Genomic DNA, 18,912 nt, shown 5'->3' on the forward strand with positions numbered 1-18,912 from the left:
CGTAGAAATGTGCCAATTGGTCAATGCAAAGGCCCGCCCCGGCAAGTGGCCGGAACGGGCTTTTCTTCCCTATCCTAATAAATCCGTGAATTTCCGGAACGCGCGCTTGCCTTCCTCCGTCTGTTTGAAGACTCCCGCGTCCTCAAGTACCCGGGCAAATTTCGCGCCGACATTTTGCCTGATAATCGCTGAAACCGAACCAGGCGATAATTCGGCGGCATGCTTTTCCTTCATTTCATTCGCCCATGCGAGGTGGTATTCCTTTACTTCCGCCTTTTCCCCAAGCAGGTACTTTTTGATTTCCTTTAGCTCATTTTCAAGCCTGGCTGGCAAAACGGCGAGCCCCATGACTTCAATAAGGCCGATATTTTCTTTTTTGATATGGTGGACGTCGCTGTGCGGATGGAAAATGCCAAGCGGATGTTCATCGCTTGTCCGGTTGTTCCTAAGGACAAGGTCCATTTCAAACTGGCCGTCACGCATCCTCGCAATTGGCGTAACCGTGTTATGCCTTGTCCCGCCAGTGAATGCTTCAATTCCCGCTTCCGGGTCACTATAGCCCATCCACGTTTCGAAAATCTTGTCTGCCGCATCCGCAAGCTCTTCCGGATTTTTACCGCGGATCCGGATGGCGGACAGCGGCCATTTCAACATTGCCGCTTCAATAGAAGGGAAACCGCCCAGCTGGAACGAGTAATTTGCCTCTGCCTTCGCCATCGCGAAATCGTATTTCCCCCCCTGGTAATGGTCATGGGTTAAAATTGACCCCCCGACAATAGGCAGGTCGGCGTTCGAACCGAGAAAATAGGCTGGGAACTTGCCGACGAATTCAAGCAGCCGGGTGAACGCGCCGCGGCTGATTTTCATATCGCGGTGCTCGGCGCTGAGGACGATGCAGTGCTCGTTGTAGTAAACATAAGGCGAGTATTGCAGATACCAGGACTCACCGCCAAGCTCGAGTCCGATAATCCGATGGTTTGAGCGCGCCGGATAGCCGATTCTGCCCGCATATCCTTCGTTTTCAATGCACAGGAGGCATTTTGGATATTCCAAAACGGCGCTTTTCATTTCCCGCTCAATGGCGATTTGCTTCGGGTCCTTCTCGGGCTTTGAGAGGTTAATCGTAATATCGAGCATGCCGTAATCCGATTCATACGAATAGCTAATGTTTTTTGCGATCTGCTTTGTCTGGATGTAATTGCTGTTTTTGCTCAGCTCGTAAAAATAGTCGGTCGCAAGGTTGGGGTCGGCATTGTATTTTTCATAAAACAAGGCATTTACATCTGAAGGCCTTTGGATAAGGACATTCATAATCCTCGCCGAAAAAATCTCCCGCTGGGAATCCAGTCCCTCGATGATTCCCTTTTCGGCGGCGTAATCGGCGAGCGCATCAAGGATATCGGGAATCCCCGCGCCATCCTGGCATGAGCCATTGTCGATAAATTCGTCCAGTCCAAGGAGGGCCATGATCTGGTTGCGCGCGTAAATTTCATCCTGTTGTTTGATCATTTCACAGGCAAGCGCCCGGTCGAGCAGCGCCTGAATAGCCTGATATACCTCCATGTGTAGCCCTCCCTTATCCTTTATAGCCTTCAGGGTGATTCCGATGCCATTGCCAGGCATCTGCAAGGATTTGTTCAACCGATGTCCGTTCCGGATTCCAGCCCAGCACCTTCTTTGCCTTTTCAGAAGATGCGATCAGCCTGCTCGGGTCGCCGCTCCTGCGGGGAACGACCTTTGCCGGTATCTTATGGCCGGTCACTTTCCGGGCGGCTTCAATCATTTCCTTAACCGAGAACCCCTGTCCGCTGCCGAGATTGATTATTTCGCTGCCGCCGCCGTTTTGCAAATAGCGGAGGGCAAGGATATGTGCGTCAATCAAGTCTTCGACGTGGATATAGTCGCGAATGCATGTCCCGTCCTCCGTATCGTAATCGTCGCCGAAAATGGATATAAACTCCCGCTGGCCAAGCGGAACCTGAAGGATGAGCGGAATCAGATGGGTTTCCGGTTGGTGATCTTCGCCAATTGCACCGGACTGCCTAGCTCCAGCCACATTAAAATAACGGAGCGAAACATAGTTCATCCCGTAGGCAATCTCGCACCATTTCATCATTTTTTCCATTGCCAGCTTTGTTTCGCCATAGGCATTTGTCGGGTTCACGGGCAAGTCTTCCGTAATCGGCATGACCGTCTGCTCGCCATACGTTGCCGCGGTCGAGGAGAAGACGATATTTTTCACACCGAATTCGACCATCGTTTCAAGCAGTACCTGGGTTCCGTACACATTGTTATTAAAATACTCAAGCGGCTTTTCCATCGATTCGCCGACAAGCGAATTTGCGGCGAAATGCAGCACACCATCGATTTCTTCTTTTTCAAAAACCCCGCGTAAAAATTCCTTATCACGGATGTCTCCCTCGTAAAACTTCGCTTTCGGATGGACTGCCTCCGCGTGGCCAGTCTGAAGATTGTCCACAACAATCGCGTCATATCCCTGGTCAATCAGCTGATGGACGGCATGGGAGCCTATATAGCCCGCGCCGCCAAGCACCAAAATCCCCATTATTCCACCTCCGCCGTAATTTCCTTTGTGCCATCACCGATATGGGCGACGTAAAAGGTTGCTTCGTAACCGATTTTTTCTTTGTAAGCATTGCCGACTTCTTCAATAAACGACTCAACTGCGACAGCCTCGACAAGCGCGATTGCGCAGCCTCCGAATCCCGCGCCGGTCATCCTAGCGCCAAGAGTGCCGCTTTGCATCCAGGCCGCTTCAACGAGTGTATCAAGTTCAATTCCGGTTACTTCGTAATCATCCTTAAGCGATAGGTGCGACTCGTTCATCAATTTTCCGAAGCTCGCCAGGTTCCCCTGTTTCAGTTCGGCAAGCGCTTTTTTCGTTCGCTCATTTTCATATACGGCGTGCCTGGCCCTTTTTTGTAAAATTCCATCCGGAATAAGCGCGATATTCGCATCGAATTGCTGTTCCGACAGCGCGCCAAGAGACCTTATATTGAGTTGCTTTTGCAGATAGGCAAGGGCGCTTTCACACTGGCTGCGCCGTTCATTGTACTTGGAATCGGCAAGCTCGCGCCGTTTATTTGTATTCATGATGATAATTTTGTAGCCGTCCAGTTTTAGCGGCGCGTATTCGTATTCAAGCGTCTCACAATCGAGAAGGATGCCGCAATCCTTTTTTCCCATCCCGACAGCGAATTGGTCCATGATTCCGCTGTTGACGCCGATGAATTCATTTTCGACCTGCTTGCCAATTTGGACTAGGCTGATTCTTGGGATTTCCAGTTCGAACAGTTCATTTGCGATGACGCCTACAAGCATTTCCAGGGATGCCGAGGACGAAAGCCCGGCGCCGTTCGGAATATTTCCTTCAATCAAGATGTCCATTCCCGCAGGGATTTCCCAGCCCGCTTCGATTAGATAGCGGATCATTCCCTTTGCAAAGTTCCCCCAAGTATGTGCGGGGTCGTGGTCAAGCTCATCCAGGCTGAATTCAATAACCCCCGCTTCCAGGAAGTTTTTAGAAAAAAGGCGGATGCGGCGGTCATCCCGCTTTTTGGCAACACCATAAGTCCCGTACGTTATCGCGCATGGAAAAACCCGGCCGCCGTTATAATCAGTATGCTCGCCAATCAAATTGATTCTGCCCGGCGAGAAAAAGCTGCGGATTCCTTCCATGTCTTCGTAGGAAAAAAGTTCCCGGAAGTCTTTCGTTAAATGTGGTAGATTCATTGTCCTATTCCCCTAACTTTTAGGAAATACAGTCATTGAGAGCATCCATTTGCTGGCTGCTCCACTTTAGAAGCTGCTGTTCCGGATAACTAATTCTGTGCCGATGAAAATCTTCTTGGCTACCCTTCGCCCATCAATCCGTTCAAGAAGGGTGTCAAGGGCGGTTTCCCCCATAAGCTCTGTATGGACCTTCAACGTCGAAAGTGCCGGGAAAACATATTTGGATACGCTGATATCATTAATTCCTATGATGTTCACTCGCTCCGGCACAGCGATGTTTTCCTCATGGAGCGCGCGGAGGCAGCCGATTGCAATCAAATCGTTCCCGGCGAAAAAAGCTGTCGGCAGCCTTTCCCCAAGCTCTTTAATTGCCTGTTTCATAAGGCTGTAGCCGCTTGCGACCGAAAAGGAACCAATGTAAATCAAATCCTCGTCCAAATGCCCTTTTTCAGTCATATAGGACCGGAAACTTTTTTCCCTTTGGTCGGCAATTTCGACGGAACTTCCTTTGTAAGCCTCCCGCCCGCCTATATAGCCGATTGAATCATGGCCCTTTTCAAAAAGGTAATGAATAATTTTTTTTGACGCTTTGTCAAAATCGATGATGACCGAGTCGTACATGTCATCATCTGGGCTGCAATCGGCAAACACAATATTGTCTGTGACACCCGCCATTTCTGCAACCTGCTCAAGGCTGAACTTACCAATCGCGATAATTCCTTGTACCTGGTCATTTTTTATTCCTTTTAATTCATCATAAAAATAATTTGCGAATTGAATGTCGAGCTGCTGGCATCGCTGCTCAATGCCAAGCCGAATGGACATGTAATAAAGGTCTTCCATTTCTTCTTTTTCGGTATACCAGTGGATGATCGCGATTTTTTTCGTGGCTGTTTTTTTCGCGGACCGTTTTTTGTAGGACAGCTCTTCGGCCGCTTCCACAATCCGTTTTCTCGTCTCATCCGTGACTGAAAGTGTCGGGTCGTAATTCAAAACCCGTGACACCGTTGCGATTGATACCCCTGCCTTTTCTGCGATATCCTTTATAGTAGCCAGGCGGCATCCCTCCTTTTCATCGGTCTGTACATTCCCCGGACTAGGCTTACACATACCGGGAATTAGAAAACCCTTTCAAACTTGAACGCAAAGAACATTGATTCATTTCTTTCAGCAATGGCAGATAGAAATATTTGTATTTTTTTAGCTTTCCAATGATAGCCTATTTACATTTTATCTTTATTAGTAAAATAATTAAATATTTTACTAAAAATTTTATTAAAATTCATTTACTTTTTGAAGAAGGCTATATCTTGTTGGTTTCCCTTATTTTGAAAGCTTCCACCTCGGCTTGTCCCACGTATGAGACCGTTGGTTTCCTGTTAACGGTTCGAATGGTAGAGCAAAACAATGGACATTGCAGCGGGGATTGAATGAATTATTTTACTAAATACTCCATGCCGACGATACCTTCTCTTGAATCCAAGTAAAAGCTGGTGTTTAATAAAAAAGCCCTAAGAGGGACAAAAAATGTCCTTCTTAGGGGGCCAGTCACCAAAGGCGCTTTACCTTTCCCACGTTGTGGAAAAGGTTTGGTGGAGGTGGTCGTTTTGTTTTTGGATATAGGCATCGCTGTATTCATGTTTGTTATAGTAGGCCACATTTTGTCGCTTGAGAATGGCCAGCAGCTCGTTTAAGGTATTTTTATCCTCGAGGCGGAACGCCAGTATGGGGCCAAGCTGCTCATTCGCATGGAGCGGAAGTTCCCTTGTGTAAGTGAGGTGGCGAAGAATCCGGTTTTGAAATTCTGGTGACCCGCTCCATTTATCAATGTCTTCCGGCCTTATAGGATAAGCGATATTTCCTGTCGCGCCTATTTCCGCCCTGCCTATTTCCAAGTATTCCTCGAGTTTAAGCCCCAAGACGGAAAAAGACAATTGCTTCCCCTTGTTCAGTTGCTCCTCGGACTGGATCATCGCCCAAACTCTGACCAGATTACTCTTAATTAGATGCTCAAAATACGGGGAACGTTTTCCGGTTGTGCCAATATATACTTCAATTTCAGCCCCGTCCCGGCCATTCACCCCTGTATCTGTTAAAAATCCGCCTGCTTCCCCATAGAAACAAATGAACAATGGAATGAACCGGATTTCGCCATTCAAACCTGGAGCATTGTCATTGAGTAATTGCCTATTAATTTCGATTTCAATCATTTCCTGCGGCAAATTGAACGAATAGCGCTCGTTCCCGTTATAACGAAGCAATTCCTTAACAGGATTGTCCGCAAGGGTGCTCCATAAATCGAAAACAAAACTCTTATTTAGCATATCCCTATTGTCAGCAGGCAAAATAACATTCGCGGGGTCCTCGTAAAATTCACGCGGCAGCGGCTGCAGGGCAATGGCATCAAAATAAAGAAGCCTCCTGGACTCCGCTTCATAAATCTTTTCCCGCTTTTCAAACGATTCTGCGCCATTCTTCAACACTTTGTAACGCCCTTCCGCATTCCTGATATGGCCAATCGATTCCAGGTGCGTGAGCGTTTCTGAAAGAATCCGCGACCCTCCCGGAAGGCCGAGCCTTACAGCTAGGTCTTCCTGTGTATGCACATTCCCTTCATGGAGAAAGCGGGTAATGAACCATTCCAGGCTTTCATAGGGTTCGCTCATCCGTTCTTTCAGGATGACAGGAAGGTTGTAGATTGGATAGTCAAGCTGGATCAGCCTGCGGAGCGGCCTCGGATTTTTTATGTTCCGCATAATCGAGAGCGGTGATTTTATACGAGCTGCCGCCAAGGGGTTTCACCTTCCTTCAAAAGGAGTTTCGCATCTACATACTGGCCGTGTTTGCGGATATAGTGCCGGAGATTTTTAAATAAAGCGGCGGATCGCCTATCATTCGCGTTCGCGAGCGTTTCCATATCCCCTATCAAAACGAGCAGCGATTTACAGCGGGTCATCGTTACATTCAGGCGCCGCAGCTCCCTGAGGAACCCGATTTCAAAATCAGGGCTGCTCCTCGTAAAACTGAACAGGATGATTTCCTTCCCGCGACCTTGGAAGCTGTCGACCGTGTCGATTTCAACCCCGGAAACGATATCACGGATATCCTCCGGGGAAAACCCAGCCTCCTTTAGCATGGATGGCAAATGGCCCTCGATGATCAACTTCTGTTTTTTATAAGGGGCCACTATGCCGATTTCCCCTGGCTTCCGGCCATATTTCAGGATTTTTATTAGTTCCTGGACTGCAAGGTACGCCTCAAGCTGATTAAAATAGACGAGATGGTCCTCATCCGGAATGCACTGCTGGAACCGTTCATCACAGCGGGCGGTATCAATGAAGACGAGCGGAGATTCATACAGATTCCACTCAATCGTCCGCTGCTCCGGAGTAACCCCGGATTTGTACTCCCCTTTGTAAAATTCATCGGATATGAACGAAGCCACAAGCGGATGCATCCTGAATTGCGTATCGAGCATGACCTTATGCGAATCTGGCGCATTGTAATAAAGCTCTTCAAACAGGCTTTTCTCAATCCATTCGCTTGGCAATTCCATTTCCCTGAATTCTTTTGCGAGATTGGAGTCGGAGACCGGCGGCAGCTGCATATGGTCGCCAATCAGGATGACCTTTTTCGCCCTCGCCATAGGCACGAGCACATCAAATATTGTAATCTGGCCTGATTCATCAATTATTACTGTATCAAACTCGGTATCCCTGAATTCCGGGGACGTGTCGATTCCGATGCAAGTAGCCCCCAGGACCGGTACTGTTCTTAGGAGCAAAGGATAAAGCGACTGCTGCCTCTCCTGGAGTTCATCAATCCAATCAGCCGAAATCGATGTTTGCTTTTGAAAAGTGGCCACATTGTTGGCCGCAGTTTGCTGTAACCGAAGCCACTGTTCTTCTTCCGCAAGCCCGGGGACCTTTTCGGGTTCGAGGTAACCTTCCAATTTCACCTTAAGCATCACAAGGTACGCGCTTTCCTGCTTTTCTTCCCCGGCAAGCTTTCCAAGCAGCTCCTGATAAACCCGATTACCGGAAAGAGCCGCTTTTAGTTTCGATACAGCTTTCGAATGGATGCTGTCAGTATTTATTTTTAAAAAAGGCAGAAGTTCCTGCGTTTTCCTGAGTGCGGCTAATGGCCCGAATAAATGCAGCAGCTTCCACTTCGCCTTTCTTTCCAACTTCCGAAGGTCTTCCCGGGATTCCGCTGCCTGGCGGTGAACCGCCTGAAAACGGCTGACATCGGCGGACACTGCCTGAAGCAGGCGGTTGAACTCCTCGGCGCGGGTGCGTTCCGACTGAAGGTGTTTCTGGTCTTCCGCACAGCGGCTGATCATATTTTCCTGAAGCTTTACGGCGACCCGGTCAAGGAGGACATCCTTTACCTTGGCAACCTTCACCTTCTCCTCGCGGCCAATCCGGACGCAATCAATGCCATCCTCAATTAATTGCTCAAGCACATTGTCAACGGCAAGATTGTTCTTCGAGCTGATTAACACCCGCTCCCCTTTTCCAATCAGGCGGCGGACCATTTCGACAATGATGGTCGTTTTTCCTGTCCCGGGAGGCCCCTGGACGAGGAGGAAATCATTTGTCGCGGCCGCCTTTTCTACCGCCTCCTCCTGCTTTGGCAATAACTCGGCCGCTTTCCGTTGTTCGGCGGCTGGCGCGTGATAGCTTTCAAACTCCTTATGGACAAGATAGTTCAATAGCTTTTCATTCACACTCTGCCCATCGATAAGTTCCTGGACAGTCCTTTTTTGGACACGGTAGGTTGTATTGTTTGGGACAACGAGCAAGTAACCCTTCTCAGGAATTTTCCCGTAATCAACGCTGTGTGCAAACGACAGAATCGTTTCATTTTCATCCGAACGCGTCACCTTCCCGACAATCAGCCCCTCATACGTCAGCGGGAACGGCTCAGGGGAAATGGCCAAGTCATTGTAGGCATATTTGTCGTCGATAACTACTTTAAAAGAATAAGACACGCCTTTTATCTGTGAGGAAATCGCTTCTGTAAACCGGCTGTAGTAGAAATACTTCTTTTTCGTTTCAGCGAAATCGGTATCTTCCTGCTTATTGACCATCTGAATCAGTTGGGAAGCCCATTCCTCTTCGGCCTGCTTTCGCCGCCTTTTTTCGGAATGATCCTCGCGGGATTCCTGCTGGAGCTGGCCGAACTTGAGCGAGAGTTTGTGAAGGTCGGCAAACACGAAAGCGGCTTGCCTGTTTTTTTGCATATTGAAGTTTTCCCCTGAAAATACAAAGGGCTGTTCCAGCAAAATAAGCCTGATTCCGTAGCGGACCATCCGGGTGCGATCCGCAGCGTTGCGCTTTTTAACCCCATTGACCCTGAATGCGGCATTGCCATGGGATGGGCTGTCATATTTTTTGCACAGAAGCTTGTGATCCTTCGTATGGAGCTGAACGTTTTCCTCGCCGCGGAATTCCGCCCACAGCCATTCACTTTCCTTTATTTGCTTGATGATTAGGGGAACATTCCCCGCTTCATTCGCGGAAACCTGGAAATTAATCACCCCTGCCGCCTGTATCGTCCTGCCTGAAAGTGTATCCCCGATTATGCCGCTCATATTTCCATCACCACTCTTTCAAGCCTTCTTGCGACCTCAAGCATTGACTTCGGCCGTTTTTCCGGAAAAAATTGCATGCAATCAGCCATCAGCTCCTTCAGGCCAATCGTGACATCGGGTGGTTCAGGAAATTCAAGGATGACAGTCCCTTTTTGCAAAATTTCCCCTTTTTCAAACGGGCGTTTCCGGTAAACCAATAAGTAGAGCAGGACGCCGAATGAAAAAATATCATAGGCTGGGGAAGGCCTGTGGTGAAGTGTGGTAGCTTCCGGCGGCGGAAAGACATCAGTTCCCGCCTTTATCAGCACACCAACGCGTTGGAAGGATAGGCCAAAGTCGATGATTTTGACGTTTCCTTCTTCATCCACAAAGATATTATTGTCCGACAAATCCCGGTGGATAATCCCGAGTCGGTGGATGCCGCTGTACGCCTTGGCGATATTCGCGGCAATTTTGATCCGCTGTCCGAGTGTGGCCTCATCCGAAAAAATGAGCTCGCTCACGGAGGAGCCGCCTGCTTTTTCCATCGCGAAAACGACTTCGAATTCGTCGATGAAGAATTCCCTTATTTTCGCCGTGCAATCAAGCTGGAGGAGATTCCGCATAATCCGGATTTCTTCCTGAAACATATTTTCAATGGCGATCTTTTTCTTACTGTTTTTCATATCGGCAGGGTCGATCAGGAAAATCTGTTTGATGACGACTTCCTCTCCTGTTTGGCGGTGTTTTCCGAACGACAGGGACGACTCGTAAAACTCGGTTTCTTTCTCTGTGCCGGGGATTGGATCTAAAATATCATACCTGTCGTAGAAGTTTGGATTGAACATTATAGCCCCCAAAGATCCTCTAAAAATTCCCACCCGAAATCCCGGTCTTTTTGGCTGATGCTGATCAGGCTTTCCACCGCAAAGGCAAACTCTTCGGATACGCCCGGAACAAGCTTGTCGAGCGTGTCGTGCTTCAGGTCGATGTCGGATTTATACGGATACTTGCCCGACAGGAACTCATAGGCGATAATCCCAAACGAGTAAAAGTCGGTATGGAAGTCGATATCCGCCTTTCGTTCCTCAACATTTGTTTCCGGCGCAGCATAGGCATTTTTTTCATCAAAAGGGATCCCTGCTCCGACGGTCGGCTCGCCCACAATACGCGAGTAATCGAAATTGATGATTTTTAGTTTCTTGTCATCTGTATAAAGGATATTCCGCGGCGTTAAATCACGGTGGAAAACTCCCTGGCTGTGGATCGATCGAAGCGCTTTGAACAATTCCTTTAGGAGGTCCATTTTTTCATCGAGCGGACGGGCTTTTTTTATCATGGTAAAGAATGATGTATGGCCGACCCACTGGGTTGTTGAGCAAATGTAATCGCCATAAGTGAATGGGCTCGCGTGATAGTAAAGGACATAAGGGTTGTCCCTGAGCTTTGCCCGGACTTTCGTATCCCGTTTTGTGATGGTCAGAAACAGCTCCTGATCTTCCTTAAGGAGCGCGGGGTTGATTTCATGGACCTTCAGGAAATACTTTTGGTCAAATTCGTCGACCGCTTCATACACTTTGTAATTGGATTGTTCAAACAGCAGGCGCTTCGTCACATAGCCGTCTACATCGATATTGAGCGATTGCCCGGTAAATTTCACCTCGCGAATGCCCAACGACTCGTACACGATCGTGATGTCATTCGGCGTTAATTCCGGCTGGCCCTCCATCCAGACCTTCGAAATTGTATCGAGATGGTGGATGACTTCATTCGTCCCGCCCTGGTCAATTTCGTATGTAAGTTCGTTCCTTGGGCTTGTAAATAAAATAACGGGACGGACCGATACCCGTTTTCCCAAGCGCCTTTGCGCCTTCCGATTGACAAATGAATGTAGTGTCCGCGACTGTGATGCGGCCTGGATGATCGGATTATCAATCGTTTTCTGCTCACCTGTTATGGTTCTTGTCACAAGCTTTGTGCTCATATTGCTGATCGGGGTAATAATCGTTCCCCGATACGACTTCATTTCTATGTTAAAAATTCCTTTCGGGCAAATCAGGATAACATCCATTTCCTGATCCTTTATGTATCCATCCTTCGGAACGAGGGCGCCGACAATGATTATATGGTTTTCCCGCGGCAGTTTCTTTTTCAGCTCCTGGATGGCGCGCTTCTCATTCTCTTTTGGAACTCCGCCAAAAACAACTTTTGATTCCATTCTCAACCCTCCAAACACTTAACTATATATTTCCTATTTCGACAATTACCACCAAATTTCCTTTATTTTCTTGAAAGTAAGATCATCTTTTCATTAAGGGGAATCGGCTTGAGGGGAGAATAAACCAAGCAGTTATAAAGGTCGGTAAAATGTGCTTTATTCCTAAAAATGTTTAAATAATAATATAAGAGGAAAAACATTCCATAATTTACAACCTGCCCTTTGATGAACCATAAAAATACACCCCAAAAGCTAGATTTCACTCTAACTTTTGGGGTGCAGTACAATTCAAATATGAATTTGTAAGCTTTTTAAGATGGTTTTACTTTTCCTCATGCCTGTGGGTACTCCCTTTTCCCCGCGGTTTCTCCATTAATACTCGGGATTAACTTGTGGCGCTGCCCGCATGGCGCCTCTTCCGATTGAGTGGTATTCGAGCCCGGCGGCTTGCATTTTTTCAGGTGATTGGGTGTTGCGGCCGTCGAAAATGAGCGGAGTCCTCATCAGTTGTTTGTAGGTTTGAGGCTGTATTTGTTTGATTTCGTTCCATTCGGTGAAGATGAAGCAAACGTTCGCTCCTTCTAGCACCTCTTCGATGGATGGGGCGTACGTGAGGGTGCCTTTTCCGTATTTGCCTTCGGGAAAAAGCGCCGAGAAATTACTTTGTCCCGCAGGGTCGTACGCATGGACACGGGCGCCTTGATCGAGCAGGAGCGGAATGTTTGCCACGGAAGCAGCTTCCCTGATGTCATCGGTTCCTGGTTTAAATGTCAATCCAAGCACCGCGGCTTTCAATCCATTGAAGGTGATCAGCCTTCTGCTCGCTTTTTTAAACAGGAGCGTCTTTTGCTCGTTATTGACTTCGATTGCGGCCTTTACGGTCCTGAGCTCGTACCCATGCTGGCGCGCCATGTAATCGAGCGCCTTTGTGTCCTTTGGGAAACACGAGCCGCCAAATCCAATCCCCGCGCTCAGGAACTTGCTTCCGATCCGTTCATCGTAGCTCATTCCTTCTGCAACGTCCTCTATGTCGGCGCCGACCAATTCACAAAGGTTCGCGATATCGTTCATGTAGGATATTTTCAAGGCGAGGAAGTCATTCGCCGCATATTTGATCATTTCAGCCGATCTCCTGCTGACGGAAACGATCGGCAACTGGAACGGCTCGTAAATTTCCCTCAGCCTTTCCTCTGCCCATTCGCTTTCAGTCCCAATAATAATCCGCCGGGCGTAGAGCGTATCGTGGACGGCAGACCCCTGGGACAAAAACTCCGGATTCGAGGCAACCTCGACCTTTACATCGTTTACGAGAAAGTCGTGGATGAACTGTTCGACCTTATCGTTCGTGCCCACCGGGACGGTCGATTTCACAACAACGAGGCACTCCTTTTCGAGTGACTCGGCGATTTGCCTCGCCACTTGGGCGATGGCCGATAAATCGGCGGAGCCATCCGGTTGCTCGGGCGTGCCGACTCCAATGAAAATCGCATCCGCTTCCCTGTAGGCCTCTCGGAAATCGGTCGTGAAGGCGATTCGCCCGGCCTCGGTATTTTTGCGGAATAATTCTTGAAGGCCTGTTTCGAAAATCGGGCATACTCCTGCCTTTAATGTGTTTATCTTTGTTTCGTCTATATCAACGCACGTGACCATGTGGCCCACTTCGGCGAAACATACGCCCGCCACCAGGCCAATGTACCCTGTTCCCGCTACCGCTATCTTGTACATAGATGGACCCGCCCTTACTTTTTTTGCTTGCTGTCAAAGTAAATCCTACATCTGCCGATTACTAAAAACAACCCTGGCGCATTTAAATACGGGCAGAAGATACTTCCGGGATGTAGCACGTTTTTTTAAAAAAGGTATTGCAGAAAAATTAAATTTTTACAAAGTGTTTGACTTTTTTGCTTTTTGGGTTTAGAGTAGGACACAGGATTTTGAAAAGCGAATATGTGTACCTTCTTATCAAGAGAGGTTGAGGGACTGGCCCTATGACACCTCGGCAGCGGACTTTTTGTCTATGCCAATTCCAGCAAGCGATGCTTGATAGATGAGAAGAGGCGAACTTGATTAATTCTGTCCTCTTCTGTTTGAAGGGGGCTTTTTATTTTCCTAAAAACATCACCCTATACGATTATTCTTATCGAGAGAGGTTGAGGGACTGGCCCTACGACGCCTCGGCAGCGGACTCCGTTTGGAGCTCTGTGCCAATTCCAGCAAGCGAGAGCTTGGGAGATAAGAAGAGACCTTGTTTGCCTATGTGCAAGTGTGCCCTCTTCTATTTCCATGGAAGAGGGCTTTTTCATTTTCGAAAAACGGGGGTGCGTGGGAAGACTGGGTGGGAAGTCCGCTTGGTGCGTGGGCGCAAAGCATTTTTTCCCCAAAAATAAAGGACAAGGAGGCAGGCAGATGATTGAGTTTCAGCAGGTACGTAAGGTTTACGGCGAGGGCGGCGGGAATCAGGTTGCCGCGCTTGACGGAATTGATTTGAAGGTGAATACGGGGGAGATTTTCGGGGTGATTGGCTTCAGCGGTGCGGGTAAGAGTTCGCTGATCCGCTGTGTGAATTTGCTTGAGCGGCCGACTTCGGGGAAGGTGATTGTCGATGGGAACGACCTTACTTCGCTTTCGGCAAAAGAAGTGCGGGAGGTCAAACGGAATATCGGGATGGTCTTCCAGCATTTCAATCTCCTGAATTCGAAGACGGTGTTTGCGAATGTGGCGATGCCGCTTGTACTTGCGAATACGCCGAGTAATAAGATTAGGGAACGGGTTTATGAGCTGCTTGAGTTTGTTGGGCTTGCGGATAAGGCGGACAGTTATCCGGACCAGCTATCCGGCGGGCAGAAGCAGCGGATTGGGATTGCGCGCGCTTTGGCGACGCAGCCGTCGATCCTGCTTTGCGACGAGGCGACTTCGGCGCTTGATCCGCAGACGACGAGCTCGATCCTTCAGCTTTTGAAAAAAATAAACAAAGAGTATAACATCACGATCCTGATTATCACGCATGAGATGTCGGTCATCAGGGAAATTTGCGACCGTGTGGCAGTTATCGAGGCAGGAAAAATCATCGAACAGGGTTCCGTATTTGATGTATTCTCGGCGCCAAAACGGAGACAGCAAGGAATTTTGTGAGCTCGGTCATGAACGACCGCATTCCGGATTCAGTCAAAAAGCTGATCGAGGAGCATGCAGGCCTTCAAAAAGTGTTCCGAATTAATTTTGTGGGCGAGTCGGCCGGACAGCCGCTTCTGTCCCAGCTTGCGAAAAAGTTCGACCTTGATGTGAATGTGCTGTTCGGGAATATTACCGAGCTGCAGGGGACGCCGTTCGGCAACCTGATCGTCGAGTTCCAGGGAAGCGAGAAGGAAATCCTCCGCGCCCTTAACTATATTCACCAGCAGAATGTCAACATAAAGGAAGTGAAAGCACATGCTAGTTAATTCGGACCAAATCATTGAAGCCCTTATCGAAACTCTGCAGATGGTGGGATGTTCGCTTGTGTTCTCGGCAGCGCTCGGCATCCCGCTTGGAATCGCCCTTGTTGTGACACGAAAAGGGCATTTGCTTGAGAATGCACCCGTCTTTAATGTTCTTAATGGCACAATCAACGTTTTGCGCTCGATTCCATTCATCATTTTGCTCGTGGCAATCATTCCGATTACGAGATTCATAGTCGGTACGTCGATCGGAACGGCTGCGGCGATTGTACCGCTCGTTTTCTACGCCGGTCCATATATTGCAAGGTTAGTAGAGAATTCGCTTCTTGAAGTCGACCCCGGGGTTATTGAAGCGGCCCAGGCGATGGGTGCGACGCCTTGGCAAATTGTGTTCAGGTTTATTTTGCCGGAAGCATTAAGCTCCCTCATCCTCGCCTTCACGATTGCGACAATCGGTCTGATCGGGGCATCTGCGATGGCGGGCGCGATTGGCGGCGGCGGCCTTGGCGACCTGGCGATTACATACGGCTACCAGAGGTTTGATACGAAAACGATGCTGATTACAGTCGGAATATTGATTGTGATGGTCCAGGGCTTGCAATCAGCAGGAAATATAGCAGCAAAGAAAATCAGAAGACGATAAACAGGAGGAATTCACCAATGAAAAAACTAGTATTAGCAATCCTTGTCCTTGTACTTGCAGTGTTCAGCGCGGCATGCTCAGATTCTTCATCCGCGAAGGGAGAAAAAACAGTTAAAGTGAAACTTGGGGTAAGCGGCACGGATCACCGTGTATGGGATTACGTGGCGGAAAAGGCGAAGAAGGAAGGAATTGAAGTGGAAATCCTTACTTTCTCGGACTATGTCCAGCCAAACCTGGCCTTAGCGGAAGGCGAATTGGATGCCAACTCTTTCCAGACCGTTTCTTATTTCAATGCGTTCATCAAAGAACATAACCTTGACCTTGTGCCAATTGCTACAACGCAAATCGCGCCGATGGGCCTCTATTCCGACAAATATAAAGATGTAAAAGATATTCCGAAAGGCGGCAAAATCGCCCTGGACAACGAAGCAACCAATATGGGAAGAGGGCTTGCCCTTCTCCAGGAAGCCGGGTTGATTAAACTTGAAGAAGGTTTTAACGGCATCGGATCCCTTGATAAAATCGTTGAAAATCCAAAGAACCTTGAATTCATTACGATGACTGCGGGCCATACGCCAAGAGTAATGCCGGACGTTGCCGCTTCAATCGTCAATAACGGTATAGCCGTTGACGCTGGCCTGACGCCAAGGGAAGACGCAATCTTCCTCGAAAGCGAAACCGCGACTCCATATATCAACATCATCGCGGTCCGTGAAGAAGACAAAGACAACAAAACCCTAAAAAGACTTGCTGAACTTTATCAGCAAGACGACGTAAAAGAATTCATCGAAAAAGAATACAAAGGCAACTCCATCCCAACCTTCGTCCCACTCAGCAACATCGGCTGGTAAGTGAATCATTTCGCTAAAACGCGGACATTTGAAGATCAATTTTAGGAACATCAGAGGGAAAGGACCAGCCCTTCCCCTCCCCTATTTAAAAAAATTCAAAGGAGGAAGGTAAAATGGCAGCACCGGCACAATCCATAACCGAGTTGAAAAATGCAATCATTGAAAACATCGAGGAAAAGCGCGACCTCTACATTGCGACCAGCCAGGCAATCCATGCTCGCCCGGAAATCGGCAATCAGGAGTTTTTCGCCTCCGCCCAACATATCAAGCTTTTGGAGGACGAGGGCTTTGAAGTGGAAAAAGCGGTCGCCGGCCATGAAACCTCCTTTGTCGCGCGTAAAAAGTCATCAAAGCCAGGGCCTTCGATTGCGTTCCTAGCCGAGTACGACGCTTTGCCTGGGCTTGGCCACGCATGCGGCCACAACATCATTGGCACAACAAGTGTCGCGGCGGCCATAGCTCTAAGCAAGGTGATTGAGGAAACGGGTGGCGAAGCGGTTGTGTTCGGTACTCCCGCCGAAGAAGGCGGCCCTAACGGCAGCGCGAAAGGCAGTTTTGTCAAGCATGGCCTTGTCGAAGGAATCGATGCCGCGCTGATGATCCACCCTTCAGGCGAAACGAGGCCAACTTCTACTTCCCTCGCCGTGGACCCGCTGGATTTCGAGTTTTTTGGAAAACCCGCCCATGCTGCCGCGGCACCGCATGAAGGGATTAACGCGCTTGACGCTATCATCCAGTTGTTCAATGGAATTAATGCGCTTCGCCAGCAGCTGACCGATGATGTGCGCATACACGGGATTATCACCCACGGCGGCGATGCCCCAAACATCATTCCGGAATACGCGAAAGCGCGCTTCTACATCCGTGCCGCAACTCGATCCGGCCTGAATGAAGTCACACGCCGGGTAAAAGCTGTCGCGGAAGGCGCCGCTCTTGCCACTGGGGCAAGGCTGAACGTCATCGCCTTTCAAAATGAAGTCGATAATCTTCTATTAAATAAGACGTACGATGCAGTGTTCAAGGAAGTCATACAGGAGCTTGGGGAAACGGTTGCTGAGGGTGACCGCCCCGGACTCGGATCAACCGATGCCGGCAATATCAGCCAGGTGGTGCCGACCATCCATCCGTACATCAAAATCGGTCCAGATGACCTCGTTGCCCACACTGTTCCATTCCGCGAGGCAGCCGCTTCGCCAAAAGGCGATGAAGCGTTGATCACGGGGGCCAAGGGGCTGGCACTTACAGCTTTGAAGCTTGTAACCGATGCGGAAGTGCTTGCTGCAATTAAGGAAGAGTTTGTTGAACGGAAAGTGGCTGAAGCTAGATAGGATTAGTAAAAGGCAGGGGAACTCTCCCCTGCTTTTTTTGTGCATGAAGCCGGGACTTTACCCCACCAAAATCATTGAATGAGCCTCCGAATTTGTCCATCCCATCGCTTCGCCTTTTTTTGCTAAAGTTGATATTTGATGCCTGTCTGAACTATTGAGATAATTAATTTTAGAACAAATAGTTTGGGCGTTTGCCAAAGTCAGCGTTAGCAACTTATTAAATTGCGAAATACGAAAAAGGAACAAGAGTATGAATCACTTAATCGCCCAGCCCAGTTATAAAACTATTCAAGATCTGAAGGAAGTGAATTGATTGAGTTTAAGTTATCAAGAGTATGGGGATAAGAACGCTCCATTAATGGTGTTTTTACACGGAGGCGGGGTTAGTAGTTGGATGTGGGAAAAACAGATTCAATACTTCAGTAACTATCATTGCATTACAATAGATTTACCAGAACAAGGGGAAAGTAAAAACACCGAAAACTTTTCAATTCGGCTAAGTGCGGAAAAAGTAAATGATTTAATAGAAAAAATAGCAGACGGTAAAAAGGTAATTGTTATTGGATTCTCTTTAGGTGCCCAAGTAGCTATCCAAATGTTAAGTATTAATCCGAATTTGATTCATTATGCGATTATAAACAGTGCATTGGTAAGGCACAATTCTTTTTTTAAAAAAATGATAGGACCGTCTATAAAATTATTTTTCCCATTAGTTAAAAATAAATCCTTTTCAAAACTTCAAGCCAAAACACTCTATATTGATGATGAATACTTTGAAACATATTACAAGGAAAGTTCTCAAATGAAATCTGATACCCTTATTAGAATACTAGAGGAAAATATGTCATTTGAAATACCTAACGGTTTTAACAAAGCAACTGGCAAGATATTAGTTACTGTTGGTGAAAAGGAAAAATCAGTAATGAAAAAGTCAGCATCAGATATTGTTTCAAGTAATTCAAATTGTACCGGGATAATGATATCTAACGTTGGCCACGGGATATCATTTGTGAATCCTGATTTTTTTAACCAAATGGTAGAAAAGTGGATACAGGAAGGCTCTATACCTGAAGGCGTTGCAGCGATAAAAAAATAGAGGAAACCCAA

General features: G+C 48.0%; 13 protein-coding genes, 1 pseudogene and 2 riboswitches. Of the genes and pseudogenes, 5 read left to right on the forward strand and 9 right to left on the reverse strand.

Translation table 11 applies throughout. The features are described 5' to 3' along the window. Positions 1 to 69: 69 nt before the first annotated feature. The 9 genes from galT to DRW41_RS09740 all read right to left on the reverse strand — a co-directional run bounded on the left by galT (position 70) and on the right by DRW41_RS09740 (position 13,271). On the reverse strand, positions 70 to 1,563 hold the full coding sequence (galT, locus tag DRW41_RS09700; protein ID WP_115451793.1) for a UDP-glucose--hexose-1-phosphate uridylyltransferase: 1,494 nt from the start codon (positions 1,561 to 1,563) through the stop codon (positions 70 to 72). 13 nt (positions 1,564 to 1,576) lie between these two features. Continuing rightward, complete coding sequence (gene galE, locus DRW41_RS09705; RefSeq protein WP_115451794.1) at positions 1,577 to 2,566, reverse strand: UDP-glucose 4-epimerase GalE; 990 nt, start codon at positions 2,564 to 2,566, stop codon at positions 1,577 to 1,579. After that, positions 2,566 to 3,753 carry a galactokinase gene (locus DRW41_RS09710; protein ID WP_115451795.1) on the reverse strand — a complete coding sequence of 396 codons (1,188 nt, stop codon included), beginning with the start codon at positions 3,751 to 3,753 and terminating at the stop codon, positions 2,566 to 2,568. The genes galE and DRW41_RS09710 overlap by 1 nt, the downstream gene beginning before the upstream one ends. A 66-nt stretch (positions 3,754 to 3,819) precedes the next feature. Then, complete coding sequence (locus DRW41_RS09715; protein WP_115452054.1) at positions 3,820 to 4,809, reverse strand: LacI family DNA-binding transcriptional regulator; 990 nt, start codon at positions 4,807 to 4,809, stop codon at positions 3,820 to 3,822. 506 nt (positions 4,810 to 5,315) lie between these two features. Continuing rightward, complete coding sequence (locus tag DRW41_RS09720; protein WP_115451796.1) at positions 5,316 to 6,545, reverse strand: hypothetical protein; 1,230 nt, start codon at positions 6,543 to 6,545, stop codon at positions 5,316 to 5,318. Then, complete coding sequence (locus tag DRW41_RS09725; protein WP_115451797.1) at positions 6,527 to 9,349, reverse strand: DEAD/DEAH box helicase; 2,823 nt, start codon at positions 9,347 to 9,349, stop codon at positions 6,527 to 6,529. Before DRW41_RS09725 ends, DRW41_RS09720 begins: the two co-directional genes overlap by 19 nt. Beyond that, positions 9,346 to 10,176, reverse strand: a complete 831-nt coding sequence (locus DRW41_RS09730) for a serine/threonine protein kinase (RefSeq protein ID WP_115451798.1) — start codon at positions 10,174 to 10,176, stop codon at positions 9,346 to 9,348. Before DRW41_RS09730 ends, DRW41_RS09725 begins: the two co-directional genes overlap by 4 nt. Further along, positions 10,176 to 11,546 carry an NERD domain-containing protein kinase family protein gene (locus tag DRW41_RS09735; protein ID WP_115451799.1) on the reverse strand — a complete coding sequence of 457 codons (1,371 nt, stop codon included), beginning with the start codon at positions 11,544 to 11,546 and terminating at the stop codon, positions 10,176 to 10,178. The genes DRW41_RS09730 and DRW41_RS09735 overlap by 1 nt, the downstream gene beginning before the upstream one ends. A gap of 372 nt (positions 11,547 to 11,918) precedes the next feature. Then, positions 11,919 to 13,271, reverse strand: a complete 1,353-nt coding sequence (locus DRW41_RS09740) for a UDP-glucose dehydrogenase family protein (RefSeq protein ID WP_115451800.1) — start codon at positions 13,269 to 13,271, stop codon at positions 11,919 to 11,921. A 231-nt stretch (positions 13,272 to 13,502) separates the two neighbouring features. Further along, positions 13,503 to 13,600, forward strand: a riboswitch (SAM riboswitch). Between the two features lie 80 nt (positions 13,601 to 13,680). Further along, a riboswitch (SAM riboswitch) is annotated at positions 13,681 to 13,785 on the forward strand. A gap of 167 nt (positions 13,786 to 13,952) precedes the next feature. Here DRW41_RS09740 and DRW41_RS09745 point away from each other — a divergent pair. The 5 genes and pseudogenes from DRW41_RS09745 to DRW41_RS09765 all read left to right on the forward strand — a co-directional run bounded on the left by DRW41_RS09745 (position 13,953) and on the right by DRW41_RS09765 (position 18,901). Next, positions 13,953 to 14,986, forward strand: a pseudogene (locus DRW41_RS09745) (methionine ABC transporter ATP-binding protein). Next, positions 14,976 to 15,626 (forward strand): methionine ABC transporter permease, encoded by a 651-nt coding sequence (locus tag DRW41_RS09750; protein ID WP_115451801.1) that lies wholly within the window; start codon positions 14,976 to 14,978, stop codon positions 15,624 to 15,626. The pseudogene DRW41_RS09745 and the gene DRW41_RS09750 overlap by 11 nt, the downstream one beginning before the upstream one ends. 17 nt (positions 15,627 to 15,643) lie before the next feature. Beyond that, positions 15,644 to 16,477, forward strand: coding sequence for a MetQ/NlpA family ABC transporter substrate-binding protein (locus DRW41_RS09755; RefSeq protein ID WP_115451802.1), 834 nt, complete (start codon positions 15,644 to 15,646; stop codon positions 16,475 to 16,477). Positions 16,478 to 16,590: 113 nt separating this feature from the next. Continuing rightward, on the forward strand, positions 16,591 to 17,805 hold the full coding sequence (locus DRW41_RS09760; protein ID WP_115451803.1) for a M20 family metallopeptidase: 1,215 nt from the start codon (positions 16,591 to 16,593) through the stop codon (positions 17,803 to 17,805). A 313-nt stretch (positions 17,806 to 18,118) separates the two neighbouring features. Continuing rightward, the gene (locus DRW41_RS09765; protein WP_115451804.1) at positions 18,119 to 18,901 is read left to right on the forward strand and encodes an alpha/beta fold hydrolase; all 783 of its coding nucleotides are present in this window, start codon (positions 18,119 to 18,121) and stop codon (positions 18,899 to 18,901) included. Positions 18,902 to 18,912 lie beyond the last annotated feature (11 nt).

The sequence above is a fragment of the Neobacillus piezotolerans genome, from assembly GCF_003362805.1.
Taxonomy (GTDB): Bacteria; Bacillota; Bacilli; order Bacillales; family Cytobacillaceae; genus Bacillus_D; species Bacillus_D piezotolerans.

What these genes read in the sequence shown, in the direction of transcription:
- DRW41_RS09710 (WP_115451795.1), bottom strand. Translation starts at nt 3,753, where the DNA reads ATGAATCTACCACATTTAACGAAAGACTTCCGGGAACTTTTTTCCTAC.
- DRW41_RS09725 (WP_115451797.1), bottom strand. Translation starts at nt 9,349, where the DNA reads ATGAGCGGCATAATCGGGGATACACTTTCAGGCAGGACGATACAGGCG.
- DRW41_RS09755 (WP_115451802.1), top strand. Translation starts at nt 15,644, where the DNA reads ATGAAAAAACTAGTATTAGCAATCCTTGTCCTTGTACTTGCAGTGTTC.
- DRW41_RS09760 (WP_115451803.1), top strand. Translation starts at nt 16,591, where the DNA reads ATGGCAGCACCGGCACAATCCATAACCGAGTTGAAAAATGCAATCATT.
- galT (WP_115451793.1), bottom strand. Translation starts at nt 1,563, where the DNA reads ATGGAGGTATATCAGGCTATTCAGGCGCTGCTCGACCGGGCGCTTGCC.
- galE (WP_115451794.1), bottom strand. Translation starts at nt 2,566, where the DNA reads ATGGGGATTTTGGTGCTTGGCGGCGCGGGCTATATAGGCTCCCATGCC.
- DRW41_RS09740 (WP_115451800.1), bottom strand. Translation starts at nt 13,271, where the DNA reads ATGTACAAGATAGCGGTAGCGGGAACAGGGTACATTGGCCTGGTGGCG.
- DRW41_RS09730 (WP_115451798.1), bottom strand. Translation starts at nt 10,176, where the DNA reads ATGTTCAATCCAAACTTCTACGACAGGTATGATATTTTAGATCCAATC.
- DRW41_RS09735 (WP_115451799.1), bottom strand. Translation starts at nt 11,546, where the DNA reads ATGGAATCAAAAGTTGTTTTTGGCGGAGTTCCAAAAGAGAATGAGAAG.
- DRW41_RS09750 (WP_115451801.1), top strand. Translation starts at nt 14,976, where the DNA reads ATGCTAGTTAATTCGGACCAAATCATTGAAGCCCTTATCGAAACTCTG.